The organism is Enterobacter sp. LU1, from assembly GCF_008271405.2.
Classification (GTDB): domain Bacteria; phylum Pseudomonadota; class Gammaproteobacteria; order Enterobacterales; family Enterobacteriaceae; genus Enterobacter; species Enterobacter hormaechei_C.
In genome coordinates this window covers 3,405,182-3,426,619 of sequence record NZ_CP043438.2, presented here as the reverse complement: position 1 = coordinate 3,426,619, position 21,438 = coordinate 3,405,182, and the positions used below count along the sequence as shown (strand labels likewise).

At 53.0% G+C, this 21,438-nt stretch carries 25 protein-coding genes and 1 other RNA gene; 14 read left to right on the top strand and 12 right to left on the bottom strand.

The features are described 5' to 3' along the window. Window position 1: 1 nt before the first annotated feature. Window positions 2-967, top strand: a complete 966-nt coding sequence (locus tag FZF21_RS16365) for a DUF6453 family protein (RefSeq protein WP_149121236.1) — start codon at window positions 2-4, stop codon at window positions 965-967. Window positions 968-1,028: 61 nt separating this feature from the next. Beyond that, entirely contained in the window at window positions 1,029-2,192 is a 1,164-nt protein-coding gene (locus FZF21_RS16360) for a hypothetical protein (protein ID WP_244323621.1), read from the top strand. Between the two features lie 66 nt (window positions 2,193-2,258). On the opposite strand, the gene FZF21_RS16355 is transcribed toward FZF21_RS16360, so the two are convergent. The 3 genes from FZF21_RS16355 to smpB all read right to left on the bottom strand — a co-directional run bounded on the left by FZF21_RS16355 (window position 2,259) and on the right by smpB (window position 3,705). After that, window positions 2,259-2,498: a DinI family protein gene (locus tag FZF21_RS16355; protein ID WP_149121237.1), complete on the bottom strand. Its 240-nt coding sequence runs from the start codon at window positions 2,496-2,498 to the stop codon at window positions 2,259-2,261. A gap of 271 nt (window positions 2,499-2,769) precedes the next feature. Beyond that, window positions 2,770-3,133: a transfer-messenger RNA gene (gene ssrA, locus FZF21_RS16350) on the bottom strand. An 89-nt stretch (window positions 3,134-3,222) separates the two neighbouring features. Next, complete coding sequence (gene smpB / locus FZF21_RS16345; RefSeq protein WP_003863115.1) at window positions 3,223-3,705, bottom strand: SsrA-binding protein SmpB; 483 nt, start codon at window positions 3,703-3,705, stop codon at window positions 3,223-3,225. A 156-nt stretch (window positions 3,706-3,861) separates the two neighbouring features. On the opposite strand from smpB, the gene FZF21_RS16340 reads away from it, so the two are divergent. Further along, a complete protein-coding gene (locus FZF21_RS16340) occupies window positions 3,862-4,299 on the top strand; it encodes a type II toxin-antitoxin system RatA family toxin (RefSeq protein ID WP_003863117.1) in 438 nt (145 codons plus the stop codon). After that, entirely contained in the window at window positions 4,289-4,576 is a 288-nt protein-coding gene (locus FZF21_RS16335) for an RnfH family protein (protein ID WP_017383006.1), read from the top strand. The genes FZF21_RS16340 and FZF21_RS16335 overlap by 11 nt, the downstream gene beginning before the upstream one ends. 108 nt (window positions 4,577-4,684) lie before the next feature. On the opposite strand, the gene bamE is transcribed toward FZF21_RS16335, so the two are convergent. The 3 genes from bamE to nadK all read right to left on the bottom strand — a co-directional run bounded on the left by bamE (window position 4,685) and on the right by nadK (window position 7,787). Beyond that, window positions 4,685-5,023, bottom strand: coding sequence for an outer membrane protein assembly factor BamE (gene bamE / locus FZF21_RS16330; protein ID WP_003863121.1), 339 nt, complete (start codon window positions 5,021-5,023; stop codon window positions 4,685-4,687). Between the two features lie 138 nt (window positions 5,024-5,161). After that, window positions 5,162-6,823 (bottom strand): DNA repair protein RecN, encoded by a 1,662-nt coding sequence (gene recN / locus FZF21_RS16320; RefSeq protein ID WP_015571579.1) that lies wholly within the window; start codon window positions 6,821-6,823, stop codon window positions 5,162-5,164. An 85-nt stretch (window positions 6,824-6,908) separates the two neighbouring features. Then, the gene (gene nadK, locus FZF21_RS16315; RefSeq protein WP_017383004.1) at window positions 6,909-7,787 is read right to left on the bottom strand and encodes an NAD(+) kinase; all 879 of its coding nucleotides are present in this window, start codon (window positions 7,785-7,787) and stop codon (window positions 6,909-6,911) included. Between the two features lie 122 nt (window positions 7,788-7,909). On the opposite strand from nadK, the gene grpE reads away from it, so the two are divergent. Next, complete coding sequence (gene grpE, locus FZF21_RS16310) at window positions 7,910-8,503, top strand: nucleotide exchange factor GrpE (protein ID WP_003863126.1); 594 nt, start codon at window positions 7,910-7,912, stop codon at window positions 8,501-8,503. Between the two features lie 51 nt (window positions 8,504-8,554). Here the strand turns inward: grpE and FZF21_RS16305 are convergent, their stop codons facing one another. After that, complete coding sequence (locus FZF21_RS16305) at window positions 8,555-9,841, bottom strand: HlyC/CorC family transporter (protein ID WP_026094274.1); 1,287 nt, start codon at window positions 9,839-9,841, stop codon at window positions 8,555-8,557. Between the two features lie 19 nt (window positions 9,842-9,860). Continuing rightward, the gene (locus FZF21_RS16300) at window positions 9,861-10,652 is read right to left on the bottom strand and encodes an inner membrane protein YpjD (RefSeq protein WP_014832951.1); all 792 of its coding nucleotides are present in this window, start codon (window positions 10,650-10,652) and stop codon (window positions 9,861-9,863) included. Between the two features lie 166 nt (window positions 10,653-10,818). Here FZF21_RS16300 and ffh point away from each other — a divergent pair, with 166 nt between their 5' ends. From ffh to FZF21_RS16265, 7 genes are all read left to right on the top strand, one after another. Further along, window positions 10,819-12,180, top strand: a complete 1,362-nt coding sequence (gene ffh, locus FZF21_RS16295) for a signal recognition particle protein (protein ID WP_003863132.1) — start codon at window positions 10,819-10,821, stop codon at window positions 12,178-12,180. A gap of 116 nt (window positions 12,181-12,296) precedes the next feature. Then, entirely contained in the window at window positions 12,297-12,545 is a 249-nt protein-coding gene (gene rpsP / locus FZF21_RS16290; protein WP_003863133.1) for a 30S ribosomal protein S16, read from the top strand. A gap of 15 nt (window positions 12,546-12,560) precedes the next feature. Continuing rightward, a complete protein-coding gene (gene rimM / locus FZF21_RS16285; protein WP_015571575.1) occupies window positions 12,561-13,100 on the top strand; it encodes a ribosome maturation factor RimM in 540 nt (179 codons plus the stop codon). A gap of 31 nt (window positions 13,101-13,131) precedes the next feature. After that, window positions 13,132-13,899, top strand: a complete 768-nt coding sequence (trmD, locus tag FZF21_RS16280; RefSeq protein ID WP_003863138.1) for a tRNA (guanosine(37)-N1)-methyltransferase TrmD — start codon at window positions 13,132-13,134, stop codon at window positions 13,897-13,899. Window positions 13,900-13,942: 43 nt separating this feature from the next. Continuing rightward, complete coding sequence (rplS, locus tag FZF21_RS16275) at window positions 13,943-14,290, top strand: 50S ribosomal protein L19 (RefSeq protein WP_002914145.1); 348 nt, start codon at window positions 13,943-13,945, stop codon at window positions 14,288-14,290. Between the two features lie 132 nt (window positions 14,291-14,422). Further along, on the top strand, window positions 14,423-14,827 hold the full coding sequence (locus tag FZF21_RS16270) for a DUF2946 domain-containing protein (RefSeq protein WP_023304265.1): 405 nt from the start codon (window positions 14,423-14,425) through the stop codon (window positions 14,825-14,827). Window positions 14,828-14,865: 38 nt separating this feature from the next. Then, window positions 14,866-16,236: a PepSY-associated TM helix domain-containing protein gene (locus tag FZF21_RS16265; protein ID WP_047738490.1), complete on the top strand. Its 1,371-nt coding sequence runs from the start codon at window positions 14,866-14,868 to the stop codon at window positions 16,234-16,236. Window positions 16,237-16,238: 2 nt separating this feature from the next. Here FZF21_RS16265 and FZF21_RS16260 read toward each other — a convergent pair whose 3' ends face one another. The 4 genes from FZF21_RS16260 to FZF21_RS16245 all read right to left on the bottom strand — a co-directional run bounded on the left by FZF21_RS16260 (window position 16,239) and on the right by FZF21_RS16245 (window position 19,014). Beyond that, on the bottom strand, window positions 16,239-16,724 hold the full coding sequence (locus FZF21_RS16260) for an OmpA family protein (protein WP_017382956.1): 486 nt from the start codon (window positions 16,722-16,724) through the stop codon (window positions 16,239-16,241). Window positions 16,725-16,736: 12 nt separating this feature from the next. After that, on the bottom strand, window positions 16,737-17,957 hold the full coding sequence (dgcN, locus tag FZF21_RS16255) for a diguanylate cyclase DgcN (RefSeq protein WP_017692859.1): 1,221 nt from the start codon (window positions 17,955-17,957) through the stop codon (window positions 16,737-16,739). After that, complete coding sequence (locus tag FZF21_RS16250) at window positions 17,950-18,486, bottom strand: YfiR family protein (protein ID WP_032672087.1); 537 nt, start codon at window positions 18,484-18,486, stop codon at window positions 17,950-17,952. The genes dgcN and FZF21_RS16250 overlap by 8 nt, the downstream gene beginning before the upstream one ends. A gap of 153 nt (window positions 18,487-18,639) precedes the next feature. Beyond that, entirely contained in the window at window positions 18,640-19,014 is a 375-nt protein-coding gene (locus tag FZF21_RS16245) for a DUF2799 domain-containing protein (RefSeq protein ID WP_032669369.1), read from the bottom strand. A 212-nt stretch (window positions 19,015-19,226) separates the two neighbouring features. On the opposite strand from FZF21_RS16245, the gene aroF reads away from it, so the two are divergent. Both aroF and tyrA read left to right on the top strand, forming a co-directional pair. Further along, entirely contained in the window at window positions 19,227-20,297 is a 1,071-nt protein-coding gene (gene aroF / locus FZF21_RS16240; RefSeq protein ID WP_006811632.1) for a 3-deoxy-7-phosphoheptulonate synthase AroF, read from the top strand. Window positions 20,298-20,307: 10 nt separating this feature from the next. Beyond that, window positions 20,308-21,429, top strand: coding sequence for a bifunctional chorismate mutase/prephenate dehydrogenase (gene tyrA / locus FZF21_RS16235; RefSeq protein WP_149121238.1), 1,122 nt, complete (start codon window positions 20,308-20,310; stop codon window positions 21,427-21,429). The last annotated feature ends 9 nt before the right edge of the window (window positions 21,430-21,438 follow it).

Below are 21,438 nucleotides of genomic sequence, written 5' to 3'. Positions count from 1 at the left end.
AATGCCGACAGGATTATTGATAGAACTTAACGACGGCGGAAAGCGTATGGAGATAACGGCAGGTCTGAGATGCCCGTCGTTTGGTGCTAATTTTGACAGTGGCTACCAGAAAGCAAAATACGCGGACATTGCCGGTTATGTGTCCGGAGCGCAGGTACTGTTTATCCCACATGCGACGGCTTACCTTGATTCAGGTCTGCTTCATAAAATGAACTCGGTCACCATTTCTGGGGGCAGGGTTACGCAGAACTCTACGATGAAAGACAACAGCATCAGCGAAAGGGAGAGTACTTACACGTTTCCGGGAAGCCTCTGGCAGATATTTCCGACAGGTCAGACAAGTGGGGTGGGCCTGCTCATCAGCAACAGTACAGACTTCACCTCGATAACTAATGCCACACAGTCAGGTCAGTGTATCTGGAAGGGTACCGTCAGTGTTCCCACCGGGGGATGGGCTGTCCCCACAATAGCAGGATACGACAAGTCGAAGTATATCGTTTTCGGGCGCTGTAACAGCGGTAATACAATTGACTTCGACGGTAACACGGTCAGGTTTTTCAGCCCTCCGACAACAAATGATGACTCTCCTGCAACCGGCACGATAGACATCGCTATCTTCGCCAGTGGCGTAGCGCCGCAGCCTGGCACCGGCCTTAATATTTTCAATGCTGCAGGAGCCTGTACCTTTTCAACCACAAAACGACCTTTCGTTTACCTCAATCAACTCTGGTCGCCTTCTAAAAGCGCTGTGAACATAGGCAGCGGGTATGTTCCGCTGGGCAGGTTTGGGTTAATGACCCATGAGGTTAACGGAGTATATGTGTATCGAATGTTTGGAATAAAAATTCAGAATGGTTACGCATCAGTTCAGGGAGGCAAGTATCTCGGGCGCGAACAATATGCCATTTTTGGTAATGACACGGTAACGCCCCTCAATCTTCCCGTTCTTCCCGATATGTACGTCTGAAAAATATCACCCTTTAAATGCACCCTCGCTCCGGCGGGGTTTTTTATTTCCTGGAGAAAATATGATTTATACCACCGGCACTATCGCCCTAAGCGGAAACACCCTTACAGGTACCGGCACAAACTTCACTGCAGCTGGCTCACTTATTCGTAACGGCTGTACTGTTATCGCCCTGACAAGCCCGGCGCAGGTTTTTCAGATTACCGCGATTGGAAGCGCAACCTCTCTTACCGTTACGCCCGCTGCTAACCCCGCCGTACCTTCTGGAACTAAATATGCCATTCTTCTGAGCGACAGTCTGAGCGTGGATGGCCTGGCGCAGGATATTGCTGAAACCTTCACGATGTATCAGCGTTACATGAGCGGGTTTGCTGATGTAATGAACGGTACTTCTGATGTAACCATTACTATTAATGGCACAGCAGTTACCGTACCCGGCCAGAAATCCCTGGCGAAAAAAGGTGCAAACAACGACATTACCAGCCTTAGTGGGCTTACTACGGCTCTAAGCGTCAGCCAGGGCGGAACAGGTGATAAGACTGCTTCAGGTGCTCGCGCAAATCTTGGCGCAGCTGCTTCTGGTAACAATTCAGATATCAACAGAATGACTGCAATTGATGCACCACTCACTACGTCTCTCGGCGGCCCAGCTGGGGGGCTTGTGACTCAGAAAACGACAAATGCAACTTCTAATTCCTTTGCCTGCAAACCGTTTGTTGCGAGGTTTGGTACTGGCACGTATACACTCAATGCTGCTTTTGGTGGATACATGCACAGCTCGGGACAAGCTGCTAATAGCGGTGCGTTAATAAGCGTCAGTGATGACGGCACCTTTGGTTCGTACTGGTACTTCATTCAGGGCGGAAGTGTGATTCAGACCAGCAACGGGACTATCACTCCAGCCGTCTCAGATATCCGTGTCAAGAATGAGAAAAAAGTCATCAGTGAAGAGGAGGCAGTGAGCTTTATTCAGGACTGGGAGTCCATTCTCTATACGCTTAAATGGTCACCCGATAAGGTTCGTGCCGGTTTTCGTGCTCAGGACATTTTGGTACGTAATGAGGAACTGATCGAACGACAGGAGCTTATTGATGGTGAGGGCGGCATTATCGAAGACGGAATGATTGTTGATGTTGCGGAAGTTGCATCAGCTTATATTGTGCCGGTAGTGCGACAACTACTAAGAAGGGTGACGGAGCTTGAAAACCAGTTGAAACAAATTTAACGCCAATTGCCGCTACATCATTAGCGGCATCTTTTGACTATCTCACGATACCAGGCGAGCGGTAGGTTATTCTGATGTTAACCACATATCGGCCTCTTCAAACATTTCCTCTAACATGCGGTTCAGCTTTTCCCGATCGCTTTTGCTGGCATCACTATTTAAGCCGTTCGCCTGCATCGGCTTTACCTTCACTTCGGCATCAGGAAAAATCTGGTGCACCCGCTTCGTTAGTTCAGCCAGGATGATCTCTCTGGCCCCTTGGAGCCCTTCAACATTACGCTTGTCATAAACCAGTTCAACGAACATATAAGCCTCCGGAAAACCACTGTGATTGCATACAGTATTTTTACTGTAAAAATAAACAGTGTCAAGGAGAGCGAAGCGCGAAAGGGTGAGGGGTTTTTGTTACCCTTAGTTACAAATAGAAAAACCCCAGACCGTGAGATCTGGGGTTCTTTTAAAGTGCACGTGCATTTCACGTGCATATTTTTGTCTTTTCTCAGTCTGCGCACTGTCTGGTCAGTGTCCGTAAGTGGCTGTTTTTATTGCCGCTGTCCGGTTGCAGTCCTATCAAAAGTGGTGGAGCTGGCGGGAGTTGAACCCGCGTCCGAAATTTCTACATCCTCGGTACTACATGCTTAGTTTGTCTTTACATTCGCACGCCAGCTGCGGACAAACACGCCACTGACGAACTAGCCTGATTAGTTTTAACGCTTCAACCCCAGGCAGGGTTTCCACGCGATCTCTTTTGGGTTTGACCTCTCTTTGATCCCCGTCTTAAGAGCGGAAGCTAGGGAGAGAGGGCTCTTAGCAGGTTATTAAGCTGCTAAAGCGTAGTTTTCGTCGTTTGCGACTATTTTTTTGCGGCTTTTAACGAGGCAAACCGCCCCTCGGCATGCACCTTGGGTTTCGCAAATCCCGTCGAATCCAGAATCAGCCCCAATAGTGTTGAACTCAGTATACCAGATTTTACTTCCTCGACACCAGCCCAAAACGCTAACTTATTGAATAGTACAATAAGTGCGCAGAATCAACGTCCTGCGTTTTTCATGATACGTGCTTTGTCGAGCTGCCACTCGCGTGCTTTCAGGTCAGTACGTTTGTCGTGCTGTTTCTTACCTTTCGCCACGCCGATTTTCACTTTGCACCAGGCGTTTTTCCAGTACAAAGAGAGCGCCACCACGGTGAAGCCTTCGCGGTTGATGCGTCCGTAGAGGGATTCCAGTTCGCGCTTGTTCAGCAGCAGCTTACGGGTGCGGGTAGGATCGCAGACGTAATGTGAAGAGGCGACGGTCAGCGGCGTAAAGTTCGCGCCGAACAGGAAGGCCTCACCGTCTTTCAGGATCACGTAGCTGTCGCCGATATTGGCTTTCCCGGCACGCAGCGATTTTACTTCCCAGCCCTGCAACGCAAGGCCGGCCTCGAATTCTTCTTCGATGAAATACTCGTGGCGAGCACGCTTGTTAAGCGCAATGGTCGCCGAACCAGGTTTATGTGCTTTTTTCTTCGTCATAAGTGTCGTAAAGCCGTCGGTAATCTGATTTTAAAAAGTCACCTCATTGCGTCCTGTGAGGTCTAACGCGCTATCTTAGCACGAGATAAGGCTTAGCGTTTTTTTAACAGGTGATAAATGTTATTATTTGTCTGTTGTGTGACCATGGAAAATGCTATGCCTCAGATTAGCCGTACCGCGCTTGTTCCTTACAGCGCGGAACAAATGTATCAGTTAGTGAACGACGTTCAGTCCTATCCGGAATTTATTCCGGGATGCACCGGTAGCCGGGTGCTGGAATCCGGCCCGACGCAGATGACTGCGGCCGTGGATGTCTCCAAAGCGGGGATCAGCAAAACGTTCACCACGCGCAATACCCTGACGAGCAATCAGAGTATTTTGATGCATCTGGTGGATGGTCCGTTTAAAAAACTGATGGGGGGGTGGAAGTTTACGCCGCTGAGCGCTGACGCCTGCCGCATTGAGTTTCATCTGGATTTTGAATTTACCAATAAGCTGATCGAACTGGCGTTTGGCCGTATCTTTAAAGAGCTGGCCTCGAATATGGTTCAGGCGTTCACCACGCGCGCCAAAGAGGTTTACAGTGTCGCATAAGATTGCTGTTGAGGTAGTGTATGCGCTGCCAGAGAAGCAGTATTTGCAGCGCGTAATGCTTGAAGAGGGCGCCACCGTTGAGGCGGCTATCCGGGCCTCCGGCATCCTTGAACTTCGCCGTGATATTGACCTGGCGAAGAATAAAGTCGGCATTTATAGCCGTCCGGTTAAGCTTGCTGATGCGCTGAAGGATGGCGATCGGGTTGAGATTTATCGCCCGCTGATTGCTGATCCGAAAGAGCTGCGCCGTCAGCGAGCGGAGAAATCGGGTAAGTAGCGCTTTCTCCCCCGGTGGCGCTTCGCTTACCGGGACTACGATTCTGCGTAAGAATTCAGATACAAAAAAGGTGCTCAATGAGCACCTTTTTGCGTTGCTGACGCCTGATTATTTGGTCAGGGCAGGCTTGTTGTCGATGTTGGTCAGCACGCCGGCACTGCTGAAGGTCAGCGTCAGGGTTTGCTGGGTCACATCTTCATGACCAGGCTGCTGGCGGAATACATAGAACCAGGTGTTTGTGCCGAACGGATCGGACATCATCGGGGTTCCCAGGGCATAAGCGACCTGCTGTTGTGTCATACCCACGCGGATTTTGGACACATCGTTAGGGGTAAGGTAGTTCCCCTGGTTGATGTCAGGACGGTAAACCACTTTCTCCAGAGTGGAACAGCCTGCGGTCAACATCAGAAGAACCGCTGCGGCAGCGGTCAGCGTTTTACAGCGCATAGTGATTTGATTCCTTTTCGGGCCCGAGCAGTACGCGGCTCATATGTAATATGCCGATGATAATAGACCTTGCCCCACTTTGAAACCGGTCTTGCGGCGTTTTTGTTGTTCTGTATGACCCTGAGATCCCGAAAAAGTTTATGCCGCCAGCAGTTCTTTCGCATTCGCAAGCGTATTGCGGGTGACTTCACTGCCGCCGAGCAGGCGTGCCAGCTCCTGCAAGCGTGAGCGTTTATCCAGCGGCTTCATGTGCGTTTCCGTCATTTCGCCATCGGTTTCCTTGCTGACGATAAAGTGGTGATGACCACAACCGGCGACCTGCGGCAGGTGAGTCACACACATGACCTGCGTCGATTCACCTAACTGACGCAGCAGTTTGCCGACAACGGCCGCGGTCGGGCCGCTGATACCCACATCCACTTCATCGAAAATCAACGCCGGGGTTTCCATTTTACGGGCGGTAATCACCTGAATGGCCAGGGCGATACGCGACAGTTCACCGCCGGAAGCCACTTTCGAAATCGCCTGCAAAGGCTGGCCCGGGTTGGTGGTGACGCGGAATTCTACGCGGTCTGCGCCTTCCGCCGTCAGGTGATTCTCTTCAAAGCGAACATCTATGGTGAACACCCCATGCGGCATCGCCAGCGTATGCATGCTGTCGGTAATGTGCTGGCTAAGCTCCAGCGCATAGTGTTGCCGCACGTCATGCAGCCGTTTCGCCGTTTCCAGCGCCTGCTGATGATGCAGATTGACCGCCAGAGACAAGGTTTCAAGGGAATCGGCCTGATCGTCCAGCTGCTGCTGTTCCTCCAGCAGAGACTGATAGTAATTCGGCAGCTCTTCCGGGGTTACGTGATGCTTACGCGCCAGTGAAATCTGACGGGAGATGCGTTGCTCAAGTTCGAACAGACGGTTCGGGTCGAGATCCAGACGTTCACAATAGTGGCGCAGCTCATCCCCGGCTTCTGAAATCTGAATCGCGGCCTCTTCCAGCATTTCCAGTACGCCAGAAAGCTTATTGTCCATGCCGGTCAGTTCGGTCACAAGCTGACGCACGTTATACAGCTGGCTCTGCAAATTCACGTCTTCGCCATCCGCCAGCATGTTAAGGGCAGTCTGGCTGGTGGAAAGCAGCTGACCGCTGTTGGCCAGACGCTTGTACTCTTCGTCGATTTGCTCAAATTCACCCGCCTGCGGGTTAAATTCGTTCAGCTCTTTCAGCTGATATTCCAGCAGCTCGGCGCGCGCGGTACGCTCCTGGCTTTGCTGCTGATGCTGCGCAAGTTCGCGGCAGCTTTGATGCCACTGACGATAGTGCTCCGCCATGAGTTGAGTAAGCGCGTACTCACCTGCGTAGCCATCAAGCAGGGCTTTCTGTTGTTCGGGTTTGATTAACTGCTGGTGCGCATGCTGACCATGGATCTGGATGAGCAGCTGGCCCAGCTCGCGAAGCTGGGAAAGGGGAACCGCTGTACCATTGATAAAACCGCGGGAGCGGCCATCGCTGCTGATGACGCGGCGAAGTAAACACTCACGTCCGTCTTCGAGCTGGTTCGCTTCCAGCCAGCGCAGGGCGGCAGGTGTGTCTTTCAACGAGAAGCGGGCGCAGAGATCGGCACGGGCGGCGCCTGTGCGCACCATATCCCCCTCAGCACGACCGCCGAGGCACAAGCCGAGGGCATCAATGGCAATGGATTTACCTGCACCGGTTTCTCCGGTAATCGCCGTCATTCCGCTATGGAAGTCGATCTCAAGCTCACGAACAATGGCAAAGTTGCTGATGGTCAGTTGTGCCAGCATAATTGTTTTCCTGTATGAAAAACCATAACTGTGTTTGTATACAGTATAAACTGGTTTTATATACAGTAAAGTGCTGGATGCAAAATCAGAACAATTTTTTTGACCAGCCGAGCTTGGAGCTTAATGTGTTGAAATAGCTGTAATCTTTCGGGTGAATCAGGTTCAGATGGTAATCGCAGCGGCGAATGAGGACATCTTCACCTTCCTGAATGGGGAGCGCAATCTGACTGTCGCAGCTGATCTCCAGGTCGTTACGGCGATGGGAAAAACGCAGGCGGATGGTGCTGTCGCCGTTGATCACCAGCGGACGCGCCGAGAGCGTATGCGGGAACATCGGCACCAGGGTAATGGCATCCAGCGATGGCGTCAGGATTGGGCCTCCGGCTGAAAGCGAGTAGGCAGTTGACCCCGTCGGGGTTGAAATAATCAGCCCGTCAGAACGCTGCGAGAAAGCGAAGATTTCGTCGATATAGACTTCGAACTCGATCATGTGCGCCACTTTACCGGGATGGAGAACCACCTCGTTAATGGCGGTGCTGATGCGCTTCTGGCAGTCCTGCTGACACACCTGGGCTTCCAGTAAAAACCGTTTTTCACTGATATAGTGGCCTTCCAGCACGTCCGCCAGCTGCTGCTGCGCATTGTCCGGGTCGAGGTCGGTCAGGAAACCGAGATTGCCACGGTTAATACCAATAACCTTAATATCATAGCGAGCCAGCGTTCGCGCCGCGCCCAGCATATTGCCGTCGCCACCGACCACCACGGCGAGATCCGCCTGCTGGCCAATTTCCGCCAGCGTGCCGGTTCTGACGCTTTTAAGCTGCAACTCCTGGGCGATCTGCTGCTCGACCATCACTTCATAGCCTTTACCACACAGCCAGCGATACAACATTTCATGTGTCGTCAATGCGGTAGGGTGACGCGGATGGCCGACGATCCCAATACACCTGAAATGATTATTCATTTTCTGGAGGTCCTTGTGCCTGATGAATGATGACAATCTGCCTTGTTCCCTTGAATCCAGGAAACTGATCCCCATAATAAGCGAAGTTAGCGAGATGAATGCAGAAAAACGCGGAGAAATTCATGAGTAGTAAAGAACAGAAAACGCCTGAGGGGCAAGCCCCTGAAGAAATTATCACGGAACAGCACGATGAAGTTGAGGCAGTAGAGCCAGACACGTCTGCTGAGCAGGTGGACCCGCGCGATGAAAAAATTGCCAACCTGGAAGCTCAGTTGGTAGAAGCGCAGAATCGCGAACGCGATGGCGTACTGCGTATCAAAGCGGAAATGGAAAACCTGCGCCGTCGTACCGAGCTGGACGTTGAAAAGGCGCACAAATTTGCGCTGGAGAAATTCGTCAACGAACTGCTTCCGGTGATCGACAGCCTGGATCGCGCGCTGGAAGTGGCGGATAAAGCTAACCCGGATAACGCGGCGATGATTGAAGGCATTGAGCTGACGCTGAAATCCATGCTGGATGTGGTGCGTAAGTTCGGTGTTGAAGTGATTGCCGATACGGATGTACCGCTGGATCCAAACGTTCACCAGGCCATTGCGATGGTGGAATCCGAAGACGTTGCCGCGGGTAACGTGCTGGGCGTTATGCAGAAAGGGTATACCCTGAACGGTCGTACTATTCGCGCTGCGATGGTGACCGTGGCGAAAGCGAAAGCATAACGTGCTGCCTGTAGTGCCGGGTGGCGGCGTTCGCCTTACCCGGCCTACATTTTATTCGGCAATACTTTCGCGTAGAGGCTTAACGGGCAGGACCTTCACCTGCTTAATCATGTTGTCCTGAACGTCCAGAATATCAATATCATACTGTTCAATGCGCACGCGCGTGCCTGCCGCCGGGATCTCTTCCAGCGCTTCCAGGATCATTCCGTTCATCGTCCGCGCTTCGTCTTCCGGCAAATGCCAGTTGAAAGCTTTATTGATTTCACGAATGTTGGCGCTGCCGTCGATAAGCACTGACCCGTCGTTTTGCGGGGTGACTTCTTCCGCAAGGGAAGGCGACATTGACGTGGTAAAGTCCCCTACAATCTCTTCCAGAATATCTTCGACCGTCACCAGCCCCTGTATGTCGCCGTATTCATCCACCACCAGGCCTACTTTCTTCTTGTTTCGCTGGAACTTCACCAGCTGCGTGCTGAGTGGGGTGCCTTCCGGCACGTAGTAAATTTCGTCGGCGGCGCGCAGCATTACCTCTTTGGTGAACTCGTTTTTCTCAGTCATCAGACGATAGGCCTCGCGCACGCGCAGCATGCTGATGGCATCGTCGAGAGAATCGCGATAGAGGACGATACGCCCGTGCGGGGAGTGCGTCAGCTGGCGGACAATGGCCTTCCAGTCGTCGTTGATATCAATCCCGACGATTTCATTGCGCGGCACCATGATGTCGTCAACGCTGACCTTTTCCAGATCCAGCACCGACAGGAGCATGTCCTGATTGCGGCGGGAGATCTGCGAGCGGGATTCATTCACGATGGTACGCAGTTCGTCTTTGCTGAGCGCGCTACTAATGGTGACGTCTGCCTTTATACCCACCATGCGCATCAGCACCCGTGTCACCATATTCAGCAGCCAGACCAGCGGCATCATCAGAATAAGCAGCGGTGCTAACAGGAAGCTGCTCGGGTAGGCGACTTTTTCCGGGTAAAGCGCGGCGATGGTTTTGGGCAGCACTTCCGCAAACACCAGCACCACAAACGTGAGCACACCTGTGGCAATCGCCACGCCTGCGTTGCCGTATAGACGCATCCCGACGATGGTGCCCAGTGCAGAGGCGAGAATATTGACCAGGTTGTTACCGATAAGCACCAGGCTAATCAGCCGGTCCGGCTTACGCAGAAGCTTTTCGACACGACGCGCGGCACGGTTACCCTGCTTGGCGCGATGGCGTAACCGGTAGCGGTTCAGCGTCATCATGCCGGTTTCAGAGCCAGAGAAATAAGCGGAGATGACCACCATGATGACCAGAATGACGATCAGCGTGGTGGTAGAGATGTGTTCCAGGGGGAACTCCTTTTGTTACTTAGCCAGCAAATTGCTGTATGAAGCGGCTACCAAAATAGGCAAGCGTGAGAATGCCCGCACCCGCTACGTTGAACCAGACCACGCGACGACCGCGCCAGCCTTCATGATAATGGCCCCATAACAGGACAATATAGACAAACCACGCGATGATGGAGAGGACCGCTTTATCGATATTCTCCACGCTGAACAGGTTCTTCATATAAAACAAGCCCGTGCACAGCGTCAGCGTCAGCAGAACCACACCGACCTGGGTGATGTGGAACATCTTACGCTCAATCACCATCAGCGGCGGCATTTCGTGGTTAAACGCCAGCTTTTTATTTTTCAGCTGGTAGTCAATCCAGGCGAGTTGCATGGCGTAAAGGGCGGCGATGATCAGCGTCGCGTAGGAGAACAGCGACAGGCCAATATGCACCAGCATCCCCGGCGTGGCTTCCAGGTGAGTAATAAACTCATTGGGCATGAACGTGGCTAACGCCAGGTTGATCAGCGCAAAGGCGTAGACTATCGGCAGCAGCAGCCAGCCACGGTTTTTAGACGCGACAATGGTCATGACCGTACAGATCATCAGGCTGACCAGCGAGCCGACGTTCAGTACGCTCAGATTTTGCACGCTGCCGTCGCCGGGAATGATGCGTGATTCCAGCGCAAACGCGTGGCTAATCAGTGCGATCACTGCCGAAAGAATAGCCATGCGCCGCCAGCCGCTGTTTTTTTGCAGCAGGCCAGGAATGATCAGCGCGAGGCTGACAGAGTAGGCAACAAGGGCGATCAGTGCGAAAACAGGCATATAGGCGTCGACAGTTGTCTTAATAAGAAAGAGAAGCAGTATAACGTTACGTGACGCCTGCTCCAACCGTTGCATAACAACAAAGGCGCCTTCATGTTATACTCCGGCAAAATTCTGTGTATGTGTCGCCCAGGCGACCTAACGTTTCTACCCCAGGCGAGAGACAATGTTTGATAATTTAACCGATCGTTTGTCGCGCACGCTGCGCAACATCAGCGGCCGTGGACGCCTCACCGAAGAGAACATCAAGGAAACGCTGCGCGAAGTGCGCATGGCGCTGCTGGAAGCAGACGTCGCGTTGCCGGTCGTGCGTGATTTTATCAACCGCGTGAAAGAGAAAGCGGTTGGCCATGAAGTGAACAAGAGCCTGACTCCGGGTCAGGAGTTCGTCAAAATCGTCCGTAACGAGCTGGTTTCGGCGATGGGCGAAGAGAACCAGGTGCTAAACCTGGCGGCTCAGCCGCCGGCCGTCGTGCTGATGGCGGGTCTGCAAGGTGCGGGTAAAACTACCAGCGTCGGTAAGCTGGGGAAATTCCTGCGCGAAAAGCACAAGAAAAAGGTGCTGGTGGTGTCGGCGGACGTGTATCGCCCGGCGGCGATCAAACAGCTGGAAACGTTGGCCGAGCAGGTTGGCGTTGACTTCTTCCCGTCCGACGTGGCGCAGAAGCCTGTCGATATCGTTAACGCGGCGCTGAAAGAGGCGAAGCTGAAATTCTACGACGTGCTGCTGGTGGATACCGCCGGTCGTCTGCACGTTGACGAAGCGATGATGGACGAAATCAAGCAGGTGCATGCCTCTATCAATCCGGTAGAGACCCTGTTTGTTGTTGACGCCATGACCGGTCAGGATGCGGCGAACACCGCAAAAGCGTTTAACGAAGCCCTGCCGTTAACCGGCGTGGTGCTGACCAAAGTCGACGGCGATGCCCGCGGCGGTGCGGCGCTCTCTATTCGTCATATCACCGGTAAGCCAATCAAGTTCCTCGGCGTGGGCGAGAAAACCGAAGCGCTGGAGCCGTTCCATCCGGATCGTATTGCCTCCCGTATCCTCGGCATGGGCGACGTGCTGTCGCTGATCGAAGATATTGAAAGCAAGGTTGACCGCGCGCAGGCGGAAAAACTCGCCAGCAAGCTGAAAAAGGGCGACGGTTTCGATCTGACCGACTTCCTTGAGCAGCTGCGTCAGATGAAAAACATGGGCGGCATGGCAAGCCTGATGGGCAAACTGCCAGGCATGGGCCAGATCCCGGACAACGTCAAATCCCAGATGGATGACAAAGTGCTGGTGCGTATGGAGGCCATCATCAACTCGATGACGCTGAAAGAGCGCGCGAAGCCAGAAATCATCAAAGGTTCCCGTAAACGCCGTATCGCAGCCGGTTGCGGCATGCAGGTGCAGGACGTTAACCGCCTTCTGAAACAGTTCGACGACATGCAGCGCATGATGAAGAAAATGAAGAAAGGCGGCATGGCGAAGATGATGCGCGGCATGAAAGGCATGATGCCTCCCGGTTTTCCTGGGCGTTAATCGCTTTTGAGATTGCTTTTTGCCCGAAAATGAGTAAAATTTTCGGGCTTTTAATATGACACCCGGGCTCCGTTCCTCGATGGGGCCCGGTTGTTTTATTCACACAAGAGGATGTTATGGTAACTATTCGTTTAGCTCGTCACGGCGCTAAAAAGCGTCCGTTCTACCAGGTTGTTGTGACTGACAGCCGTAATGCACGCAACGGTCGCTTCATCGAGCGCGTTGGTTTCTTCAACCCACTGGCCGCTGGCGCAGAAGAAGAAACCCGTCTGGATCTGGATCGTATCGCTCACTGGGTTGGCCAGGGCGCTACTGTTTCCGATCGCGTTGCTACGCTGATCAAAGCAGCAAACAAAGCAGCTTAATCTGTCACGGTGGTCATGATGAGCAATAAAGCACCTGTTGAACCGATCGTATTGGGAAAAATGGGTTCTTGCTACGGTATCCGTGGTTGGCTCAGAGTGTTTTCCTCCACTGAAGACGCTGATAGCATTTTTAATTACCAGCCCTGGTTTATCCAGAAAGCCGGTAAGTGGGAAGAGGTCGAGCTGGAAAGCTGGCGTCACCACAATCAGGACATCATCATCAAGCTGAAAGGCATTGACGATCGTGATGCCGCGAATGCGCTGACTAATTGTGAAATTGTCGTGGATTCGTCGCAGTTGCCACAGCTGGAAGAGGGTGACTACTACTGGAAAGACCTTATGGGTTGCCAGGTAGTGACCACTGAAGGCTACAGCCTGGGGAAAGTCATCGACATGATGGAAACCGGGTCAAATGACGTTCTCGTCATTAAGGCAAACCTGAAAGATGCATTTGGCATCAAGGAGCGGTTGGTTCCGTTCCTCGATGGACAGGTTATCAAGAAAGTCGATCTCACTACTCAAACCATTGAAGTAGATTGGGATCCTGGTTTTTAAATTCTCCGGATAAACGGTAAAAGACGGCGCTATGTGGATTGGCATAATTAGCCTGTTTCCTGAAATGTTCCGCGCGATTACCGATTACGGGGTAACTGGCCGGGCAGTAAAGAATGGCCTGCTGAGCATCCAGAGCTGGAGTCCTCGTGACTTCACGCACGACCGGCACCGTACCGTGGACGATCGTCCTTACGGCGGCGGACCGGGGATGTTGATGATGGTGCAACCCTTACGGGACGCCATTCACACAGCAAAAGCCGCGGCAGGTGAAGGCGCGAAGGTGATTTATCTGTCACCTCAGGGACGCAAGCTTGATCAAGCGGGCGTGAGCGAACTGGCGACGAATCAAAAGCTGATTCTGGTCTGTGGTCGCTACGAAGGGATAGATGAGCGCGTAATTCAAACCGAGATTGACGAAGAATGGTCTATCGGCGATTACGTTCTCAGCGGTGGTGAGTTACCAGCAATGACGCTGATTGACTCCGTTGCCCGGTTCATTCCGGGTGTACTGGGCCATGAAGCTTCGGCGACAGAAGATTCGTTTGCCGATGGATTGCTGGACTGTCCACACTATACTCGTCCTGAAGTGTTAGAAGGGATGGAAGTCCCGGCAGTGTTACTGTCTGGAAACCATGCCGAGATACGTCGCTGGCGTTTGAAGCAGTCGCTGGGCCGAACCTGGCTTAGAAGACCTGAACTTCTGGAAAACCTGGCTCTGACTGAAGAGCAAGCAAAGTTGCTGGCCGAGTTCAAAACTGAACACGCGCACCAGCAGCATGAACATGATGGGAAAGCGTAATACGCTCCCGAATATCAGTTTACCCAGGATAAGAGATTAAATTATGAGCAACATTATTAAGCAACTTGAACAAGAGCAGATGAAGCAGGACGTACCTTCCTTCCGTCCAGGTGACACCGTGGAAGTGAAAGTATGGGTTGTTGAAGGTTCCAAAAAACGTCTGCAGGCATTCGAGGGCGTGGTTATCGCTATTCGTAACCGCGGTCTGCACTCTGCATTCACTGTTCGTAAAATTTCCAACGGCGAAGGCGTTGAGCGTGTCTTCCAGACTCACTCTCCGGTAGTTGACAGCATTGCTGTTAAACGTCGTGGTGCTGTACGTAAAGCTAAACTGTACTACCTGCGTGAGCGTACTGGTAAGTCTGCTCGTATTAAAGAGCGTCTGAACTAAGATTCGCTTAAGCGACATCCTGTTAGAAAGGGCTGGCCGAAAGGCTGGCCCTTTTTTTATCCCATCGCACCTCTCGCGTTAACCCTTCCGTCATAAATCATTTACAATGTTCGCCTCTTGGGTGGAGGGTAAGTGGATAACGTACTGCATCAGCGTAACTGGAAACGCGCAGCGGCATTGACCGCGCTGTTTGCGATCCTGCTGATCGTCGTGGCGCCGCTGATCTCCGTCTCGCTGCAAAAAGATCCCATGAGCGCCATGCCGGGTATGCACCATGACATGAGCATGATGTCGATGGACGAGCATCATGGTGATATGCCGCATTCTATGCCAGTTGACCATGCGGAAGCATGCGGCTACTGCGTGCTGTTAGCGCATGTGCCGGGCGTGATGCTGGCGCTTATCGTTCTGCTCAGCGTGGTGTTGCAGCGGCTGCGCGTGAAACCGCCTCGTCAGGCGGTCAGCCACTGGCACTTTTTCCCCTGGCTTTACCCCGATACCCGCGCGCCGCCGCGTCGGTCTGCTTTCTCCCTTTAAAACAAAATCACTCACTTTTTGCCTTAAAAAGGAAAAGTATGACTACCTGCACTCCGCGCGCGGCATGGGGAAACCTGCTGCGTCGCCTCCATTTCTATATCGGGCTGTTTGTCGGTCCGTTTATCTTCTTCGCAGCGCTGACCGGAACGCTGTATGTCGCCACGCCGCAGCTTGAAAAGGCGCTGTACCATCATGCACTCCACACGGATGCCGTGGGTGAGGCGCAGCCTCTTGCTGAACAAATTGCCGTGGCGGAAAAGGCCGTGGGTTCAGCGCTGCGTTTACATGCTGTACGTCCGGGGCTGGAAGAGGGCGAAACGACCCGCGTGATGTTTGCCGACCCGGCGCTGGGTCCCTCCGAGCATCGGGCTATTTTTATTGATCCCACCAGCCTTGAGATTCGAGGGGATATGACCGTGTACGGCACCAGCGGGATTTTACCGCTGCGTCAGACTATCGATTATCTGCATACCTCGCTGATGCTGGGCAACATCGGGCGCCTCTATAGCGAGTTAGCCGCCTCGTGGATGTGGGTTGCTGCCCTGGGCGGGATCGCGCTGTGGTTCTACACCCGACCGAAGCGCCGTATTAACAATCGTTTCCAGAATCGTCGTCGCCTGCATGTGATCTTAGGCTGGACGTTACTGGCGGGAATGCTGCTGTTCTCAGTCACCGGGTTAACCTGGTCACAATGGGCCGGTGGCAACGTCGATAAGCTGCGTGCAGAGATGAACTGGCTGACGCCGCAGGTAAATACCACCCTTTCCGGTGCGCCGGAAATGAGGGATGAACACGCCGAACATCGTGGTCATCACGGGGAAATGACGATGCCTGAAATGCCAGTCAAACTGTCGCTTTTTGACAACGTATTGCAGGTCGCCCGCCAGTCAGGGATTGATGCGAACAACGTTGAGATCCGTCCGGCAAGCAGGGTCGACCAGGCCTGGACGGTGACGGAAATCGATCGCCGCTGGCCAACGCAGGTTGATGCCGTTGCCGTGGATCCCCACTCACTGAAGGTGCTGGACAGCACTCGCTTCGGGGATTTCCCGCTGATGGCTAAACTCACCCGCTGGGGCGTGGATTTCCATATGGGGATCCTGTTTGGTCTGGCAAATCAGCTGCTGCTCATCGCGTTTGGCGTTGCGCTGTGTGTGTTAATTATCTGGGGATACCGGATGTGGTGGATGCGTCGCCCTGCAACGTCAGCCGCGAATCCGGTACAGACGCTCTGCCAAAGCTGGCTGGCATTGCCGCTGTGGGGAAGTGGAATGACGTTCCTGATAAGCCTCCTGCTGGGGCTGGCGTTGCCGGTAATGGGCGTCAGTCTGGCGGTCTTTATTGTGATTGACTGGCTGCGCTGGCGAGCAGGTTCAGGCGTGTCGCTCGCCGGAACAGCCGTTAAATAGCCTTAAGGCGTGCTGATGACTACCGCAACCCGGCGGTTTTCAGCGCGCCCCTGCGCAGTGCGGTTGCTGCTGACAGGGTATTTTTTGCCTAAGCCCCGCGTAGTGAGATTGCTGCGCGGGATGTTCGCGCCCTTCGCCCAGGCATCCGCCACAACATTGGCACGTTTTAACGAAAGCGCTTCGTTGTAGCTCTCTTCGCCATAGTTATCCGTATGGCCATCCATCCTGGCGTGGTTCAGACCGGTTGCCGCCAGGCGTGAGGCCATAGTCTGGATCTGCGTTTCACTTTCCGGGCGCAGCCTGGCGTCATTTTTATCAAACAGGATCTTATCCGACAGGCCCAGAGACCAGTCGCCATTCAGTTCGTTAAAGCCGTAGGATTTCATGGCCGCAATTTGCTCTGGCGTGAATTTTCCTTCAGGGGATGACTGGCATCCGGACATTACCAGTGATGCCAGTATTAACGGCGCAAAGTATCGCTTTAACATATCGTCTTCCTTTCAGGATATTGTTTTCGAACGCTGGTTTTTGACCAGATACATATTGCGATCGGCTTGCTCCAGTAATGCTTCAACGGAGGCATTTTCCCACGCCAGAGCAAAGCCAATGCTGAGGGACATTGATGCTGTGTGCCCGTTATGCAGATCAAACGGACGGATAAATTGCTGCGACAGCGCAGCGCAAATAAATTCGACCTCACGTGCGGTGTGGACGCCGTAAAGGATCATGGCAAATTCATCGCCGCCAAGACGGTAAGACTGATGACGTTTTTCGCCAAACTCGACCATCCTTTTGGCGGCTTCGATCAGTACGCAGTCACCCGCGGCATGACCCCAGGTGTCATTGATAACCTTGAAGTTATCACCGTCCAGGAAGAGCAGGGCAGAATTGGTTTTTGCTGAAGCGTCGTTCATTAATGCCGCAATGTTGTTGCGAAACGCGGCGCGGTTTGCAAGCCCCGTGAGCGGATCGTGCATGGCGGTACGCAACAGTTGAGCGTTTTTCGCCTGTAGCTTGAGCTGCCACTCTTCCATTTCATCCAGCAGGCTGTTGAAGTCTTCACCAAACTGGTGGAACTCTTCAATGCGGCCTTCCGTTACCCGGCGAGAGAAGTTGCGGTTAGTGCGAACGTCATGCACAACATCAGTGATGTTTTGCATTTCAACAACCATGCCATGATGTAGCGAGCGGGTGATGGTCAATGCGACGGCAGAGGCAAAAAGAATGCAGCCGGTGAGGACCGCAAATGAGAGCCAGATAAAGTGGCTAATCAGGCTGTCTCGCGCGGTCAGACGAATTTCGCCAATCACATTGCCGTTATGTATGATGGGCTGTGCGACAGGAACAGGGAACAACCACCGGTTGACCAGCGCGCCCAGCGTGTCGGTATTATCCGCCGGGTTCCATGACCACCAGGCAAACCGTTTATGATGTGCGTTAAGCACTTCCGCCACGGCAAACTGTCCCTGCTTGCCGAGGGTCGCCAGCGTTTCATTTGCCGCCACGGCATCGTTGAACACCAGAGAGGCTTCAAGGCTGTGGCTCATGGTGGCGCCGGTAAGTTCGAGGTTTTTTTGCGCGTATTGCTTTAATGTCACCACGGAAGCGAAACACAGCAGCAACCATATAAACGTCATCGTTATAATGACGCTTATCATGCTGATTCGTCGCAACGTTCTTTTAAACGTCGGACGCGGTGTTGGTGCGACTTCCTTATTCATGCTTCTTATTCCGTGCGAGCATTAATACATCCGGATTGACTCTTACGCCACTGCGCGCCAGCGCATCCAGATTTACGGAAAACCTGACGAGGTTGTGCTCTATTATCAGACAAAATGCGCTGCCAATAACGCATTCAGGATTTTGTTCTGACATTAATAGCAACGCCTGGCCCTGATATTGATTTATTATTTCCTGTTGTTTTGCCGGCGACTCGCTCCCGAAATAGAGGGCATCACACCTTGCTGCGAGTGCTTCCCGATCGCTATGCACAATGACAGGACTATAGGGCAACGGGTTGTGTTCATCTTCACTGCTGAGCGCCTGTCTGTAATGGGAAGAGGCATAAATACAGAGCTTAGGCTGGCCGGACAGTGCTGGCCATCGGGTGTAGCTCACAATGCCAGAAACAATCGAACGTACTGATTTATCCGTTTCCGTGTACGAGCCTGCCGTTGCAGGGGCTACTAAAATGAACAGTATTAGCGCCAGGGGGAGTCGGAGCAAAGCGATCAAGATTGCATTTCTCATCAGAATCCGCCAAACCGCCCCGGAAATAGATGTCCTTAAGAATTGTCGGCAGAATACCATTGTTTATCAAAGCCGTCATTATGTCAGAAATATCCCTGTTTTGACCTAAGCTAAATCTTACAGTGAGCTATATTCAGAGGAATTAAGGCAGGCTCAATTAAGCCTGCTGGAACGCATACTTTCATCCAATCCTTGTTGCCAGGATTCATGCAGTTTTACTGCATTTTCAGTTGCATCGCAGCTGGCAGGAAATGATTTGCCCGCTAATCCCCAGGCGTGAATAAAGCCCTCTTCGCATATTTTTTTCTGTCCGTCAGCGTAGCCACGAAGATATTCCGCTCGATCAACCTGAGGGTCATTAAAACTATCGGCCAGAGCCTGGTTATCTTTAACCGGAACACCATTCATAGCGTCTTCTTTACCGGCCGTGAACCAGTCCGGGCTGGTCCAGTCAGGCTGAAAAGTATAAGGATTGATCTGGCAACCCGACAAAATCAGCGACAACAACATAAAAATAATTGAACGCATGGCTATTCTCCTTTTTGTGAGCATAGCCTGACTTACAGGCGTGCGTGTGTAATTTTAAATTTACGAATTTAGGCCATGACTTTTGCAATTAAAGGGTTGATGTAAAGTAATGTGTACGTATTTTGGATTGAAATCTTTACTTAATGTGATATCGTTGTGTCACCTCTTCGAGGAAAACCACTATCGCAAACGAGTTTGACAGGATCGCAATCATGCAAAAAGACGCGCTGAACAACGTACATATCACTGACGAACAGGTGTTAATCACCCCGGATCAACTGAAGGCGGAATTCCCGCTGAGCGTCGCGCAGGAAGCTCAGATTGAGCACTCGCGCCAGACCATTTCTGACATTATCGCTGGCCGCGATCCGCGCCTGCTGGTGGTATGTGGTCCTTGCTCTATTCACGATCCTGAAACCGCCATTGAGTACGCTCGTCGATTTAAAGCATTAGCGGAGGAGGTCAGCGATAGCCTCTATCTGGTGATGCGCGTCTATTTTGAGAAGCCACGTACGACCGTTGGCTGGAAAGGGTTGATCAACGATCCGCACATGGATGGCTCGTTTGATGTGGAAGCCGGCCTGAAGATTGCGCGTCGCCTGCTGGTAGAGCTGGTCAGCATGGGGCTGCCGCTGGCAACCGAGGCGCTGGATCCGAACAGCCCGCAGTACCTCGGCGATCTGTTTAGCTGGTCTGCGATTGGGGCGCGCACCACCGAGTCACAAACCCACCGCGAGATGGCGTCTGGCCTGTCTATGCCGGTTGGTTTTAAAAACGGTACCGACGGCAGCCTGGCCACGGCGATTAACGCCATGCGCGCCGCCGCCATGCCCCATCGTTTTGTCGGGATCAACCAGGCGGGCCAGGTATGCCTGCTGCAAACGCAGGGCAACCCGGACGGGCATGTGATCCTGCGCGGTGGTAAAGCGCCAAACTACAGCCCGGCGGATGTCGCGCAGTGTGAAAAAGAGATGGAACAGGCGGGACTGCGTCCGGCGCTGATGGTAGATTGCAGTCATGGTAATTCGAATAAAGATTACCGTCGCCAGCCTGCGGTTGCAGAATCTGTGATTGCTCAGATTAAAGATGGCAACCGTTCAATTATCGGCCTGATGATTGAAAGTAATATTCATGAAGGCAATCAGTCATCGGAACAGCCGCGTAGCGCGATGAAGCCCGGCGTCTCGGTCACCGATGCCTGCATTAGCTGGGAAACCACCGATGCGCTGCTGCGTGAGATCCACAAAGATTTGAACGGCCAGCTGGCGACGCGTCTGGCATAAGAGGGTAGTTATGGTTGCTGAATTGACCGCATTACGCGATCAAATTGATGAAGTGGATAAGGCGTTGCTGGATCTTCTGGCGCGCCGCATGGCACTGGTTGCTGAGGTCGGCGAGGTTAAAAGTAAATACGGACTGCCGATTTACGTTCCGGAGCGTGAGGCCTCTATGCTCGCCTCCCGCCGTAAAGAGGCACAGGCCCTGGGCGTATCACCTGATTTGATTGAGGACGTCCTGCGTCGCGTGATGCGGGAGTCCTATTCCAGCGAAAACGACAAGGGCTTCAAAACCCTCTGTCCGTCGCTGCGCCCGGTGGTTATCGTCGGTGGTGACGGGCAGATGGGGCGTCTGTTTGAGAAAATGCTGACGCTTTCTGGCTATCAGGTGCGTATTCTGGAGAAAGAGGACTGGTCGCACGCGCCGGAGCTGATGAAAGACGCCGGAATGGTTATCGTCAGCGTGCCGATCCATGTGACGGAGCAAATAATCGCGAAACTTCCTCCGCTGCCGGAAGATTGTATTCTAGTGGACCTGGCCTCCGTTAAAAATGGTCCGTTACAGGCAATGCTGGCGGCGCACACTGGCCCCGTGCTTGGGTTACACCCGATGTTTGGCCCGGACAGCGGAAGCCTGGCGAAGCAGGTAGTGGTTTACTGTGACGGACGGCAGCCGGAAGCCTACCAGTGGTTCCTGGAACAGATCCAGGTCTGGGGAGCACGTTTGCACCGCATTAGCGCGGTAGAGCATGACCAGAACATGGCGTTTATTCAGGCGCTGCGCCACTTTGCAACCTTCGCCTATGGGCTGCACCTGGCGGAAGAGAACGTTCAGCTTGAACAATTGCTGGCGCTTTCCTCGCCAATCTATCGTCTGGAGCTGGCGATGGTCGGGCGACTGTTTGCCCAGGATCCGCAGCTTTACGCCGACATCATCATGTCGTCTGAAAATAATCTGGCGCTGATCAAGCGCTATTATCAGCGTTTTGGCGAAGCGATCACCTTGCTGGAACACGGCGATAAACAAGCCTTTATCGACAGTTTCCGTAAAGTGGAGCACTGGTTCGGTGATTACGCCACGCGATTCCAGAGTGAAAGCCGCACGCTGTTGCGCCAGGCAAATGACAGTCGCCAGTAATGCGATGAT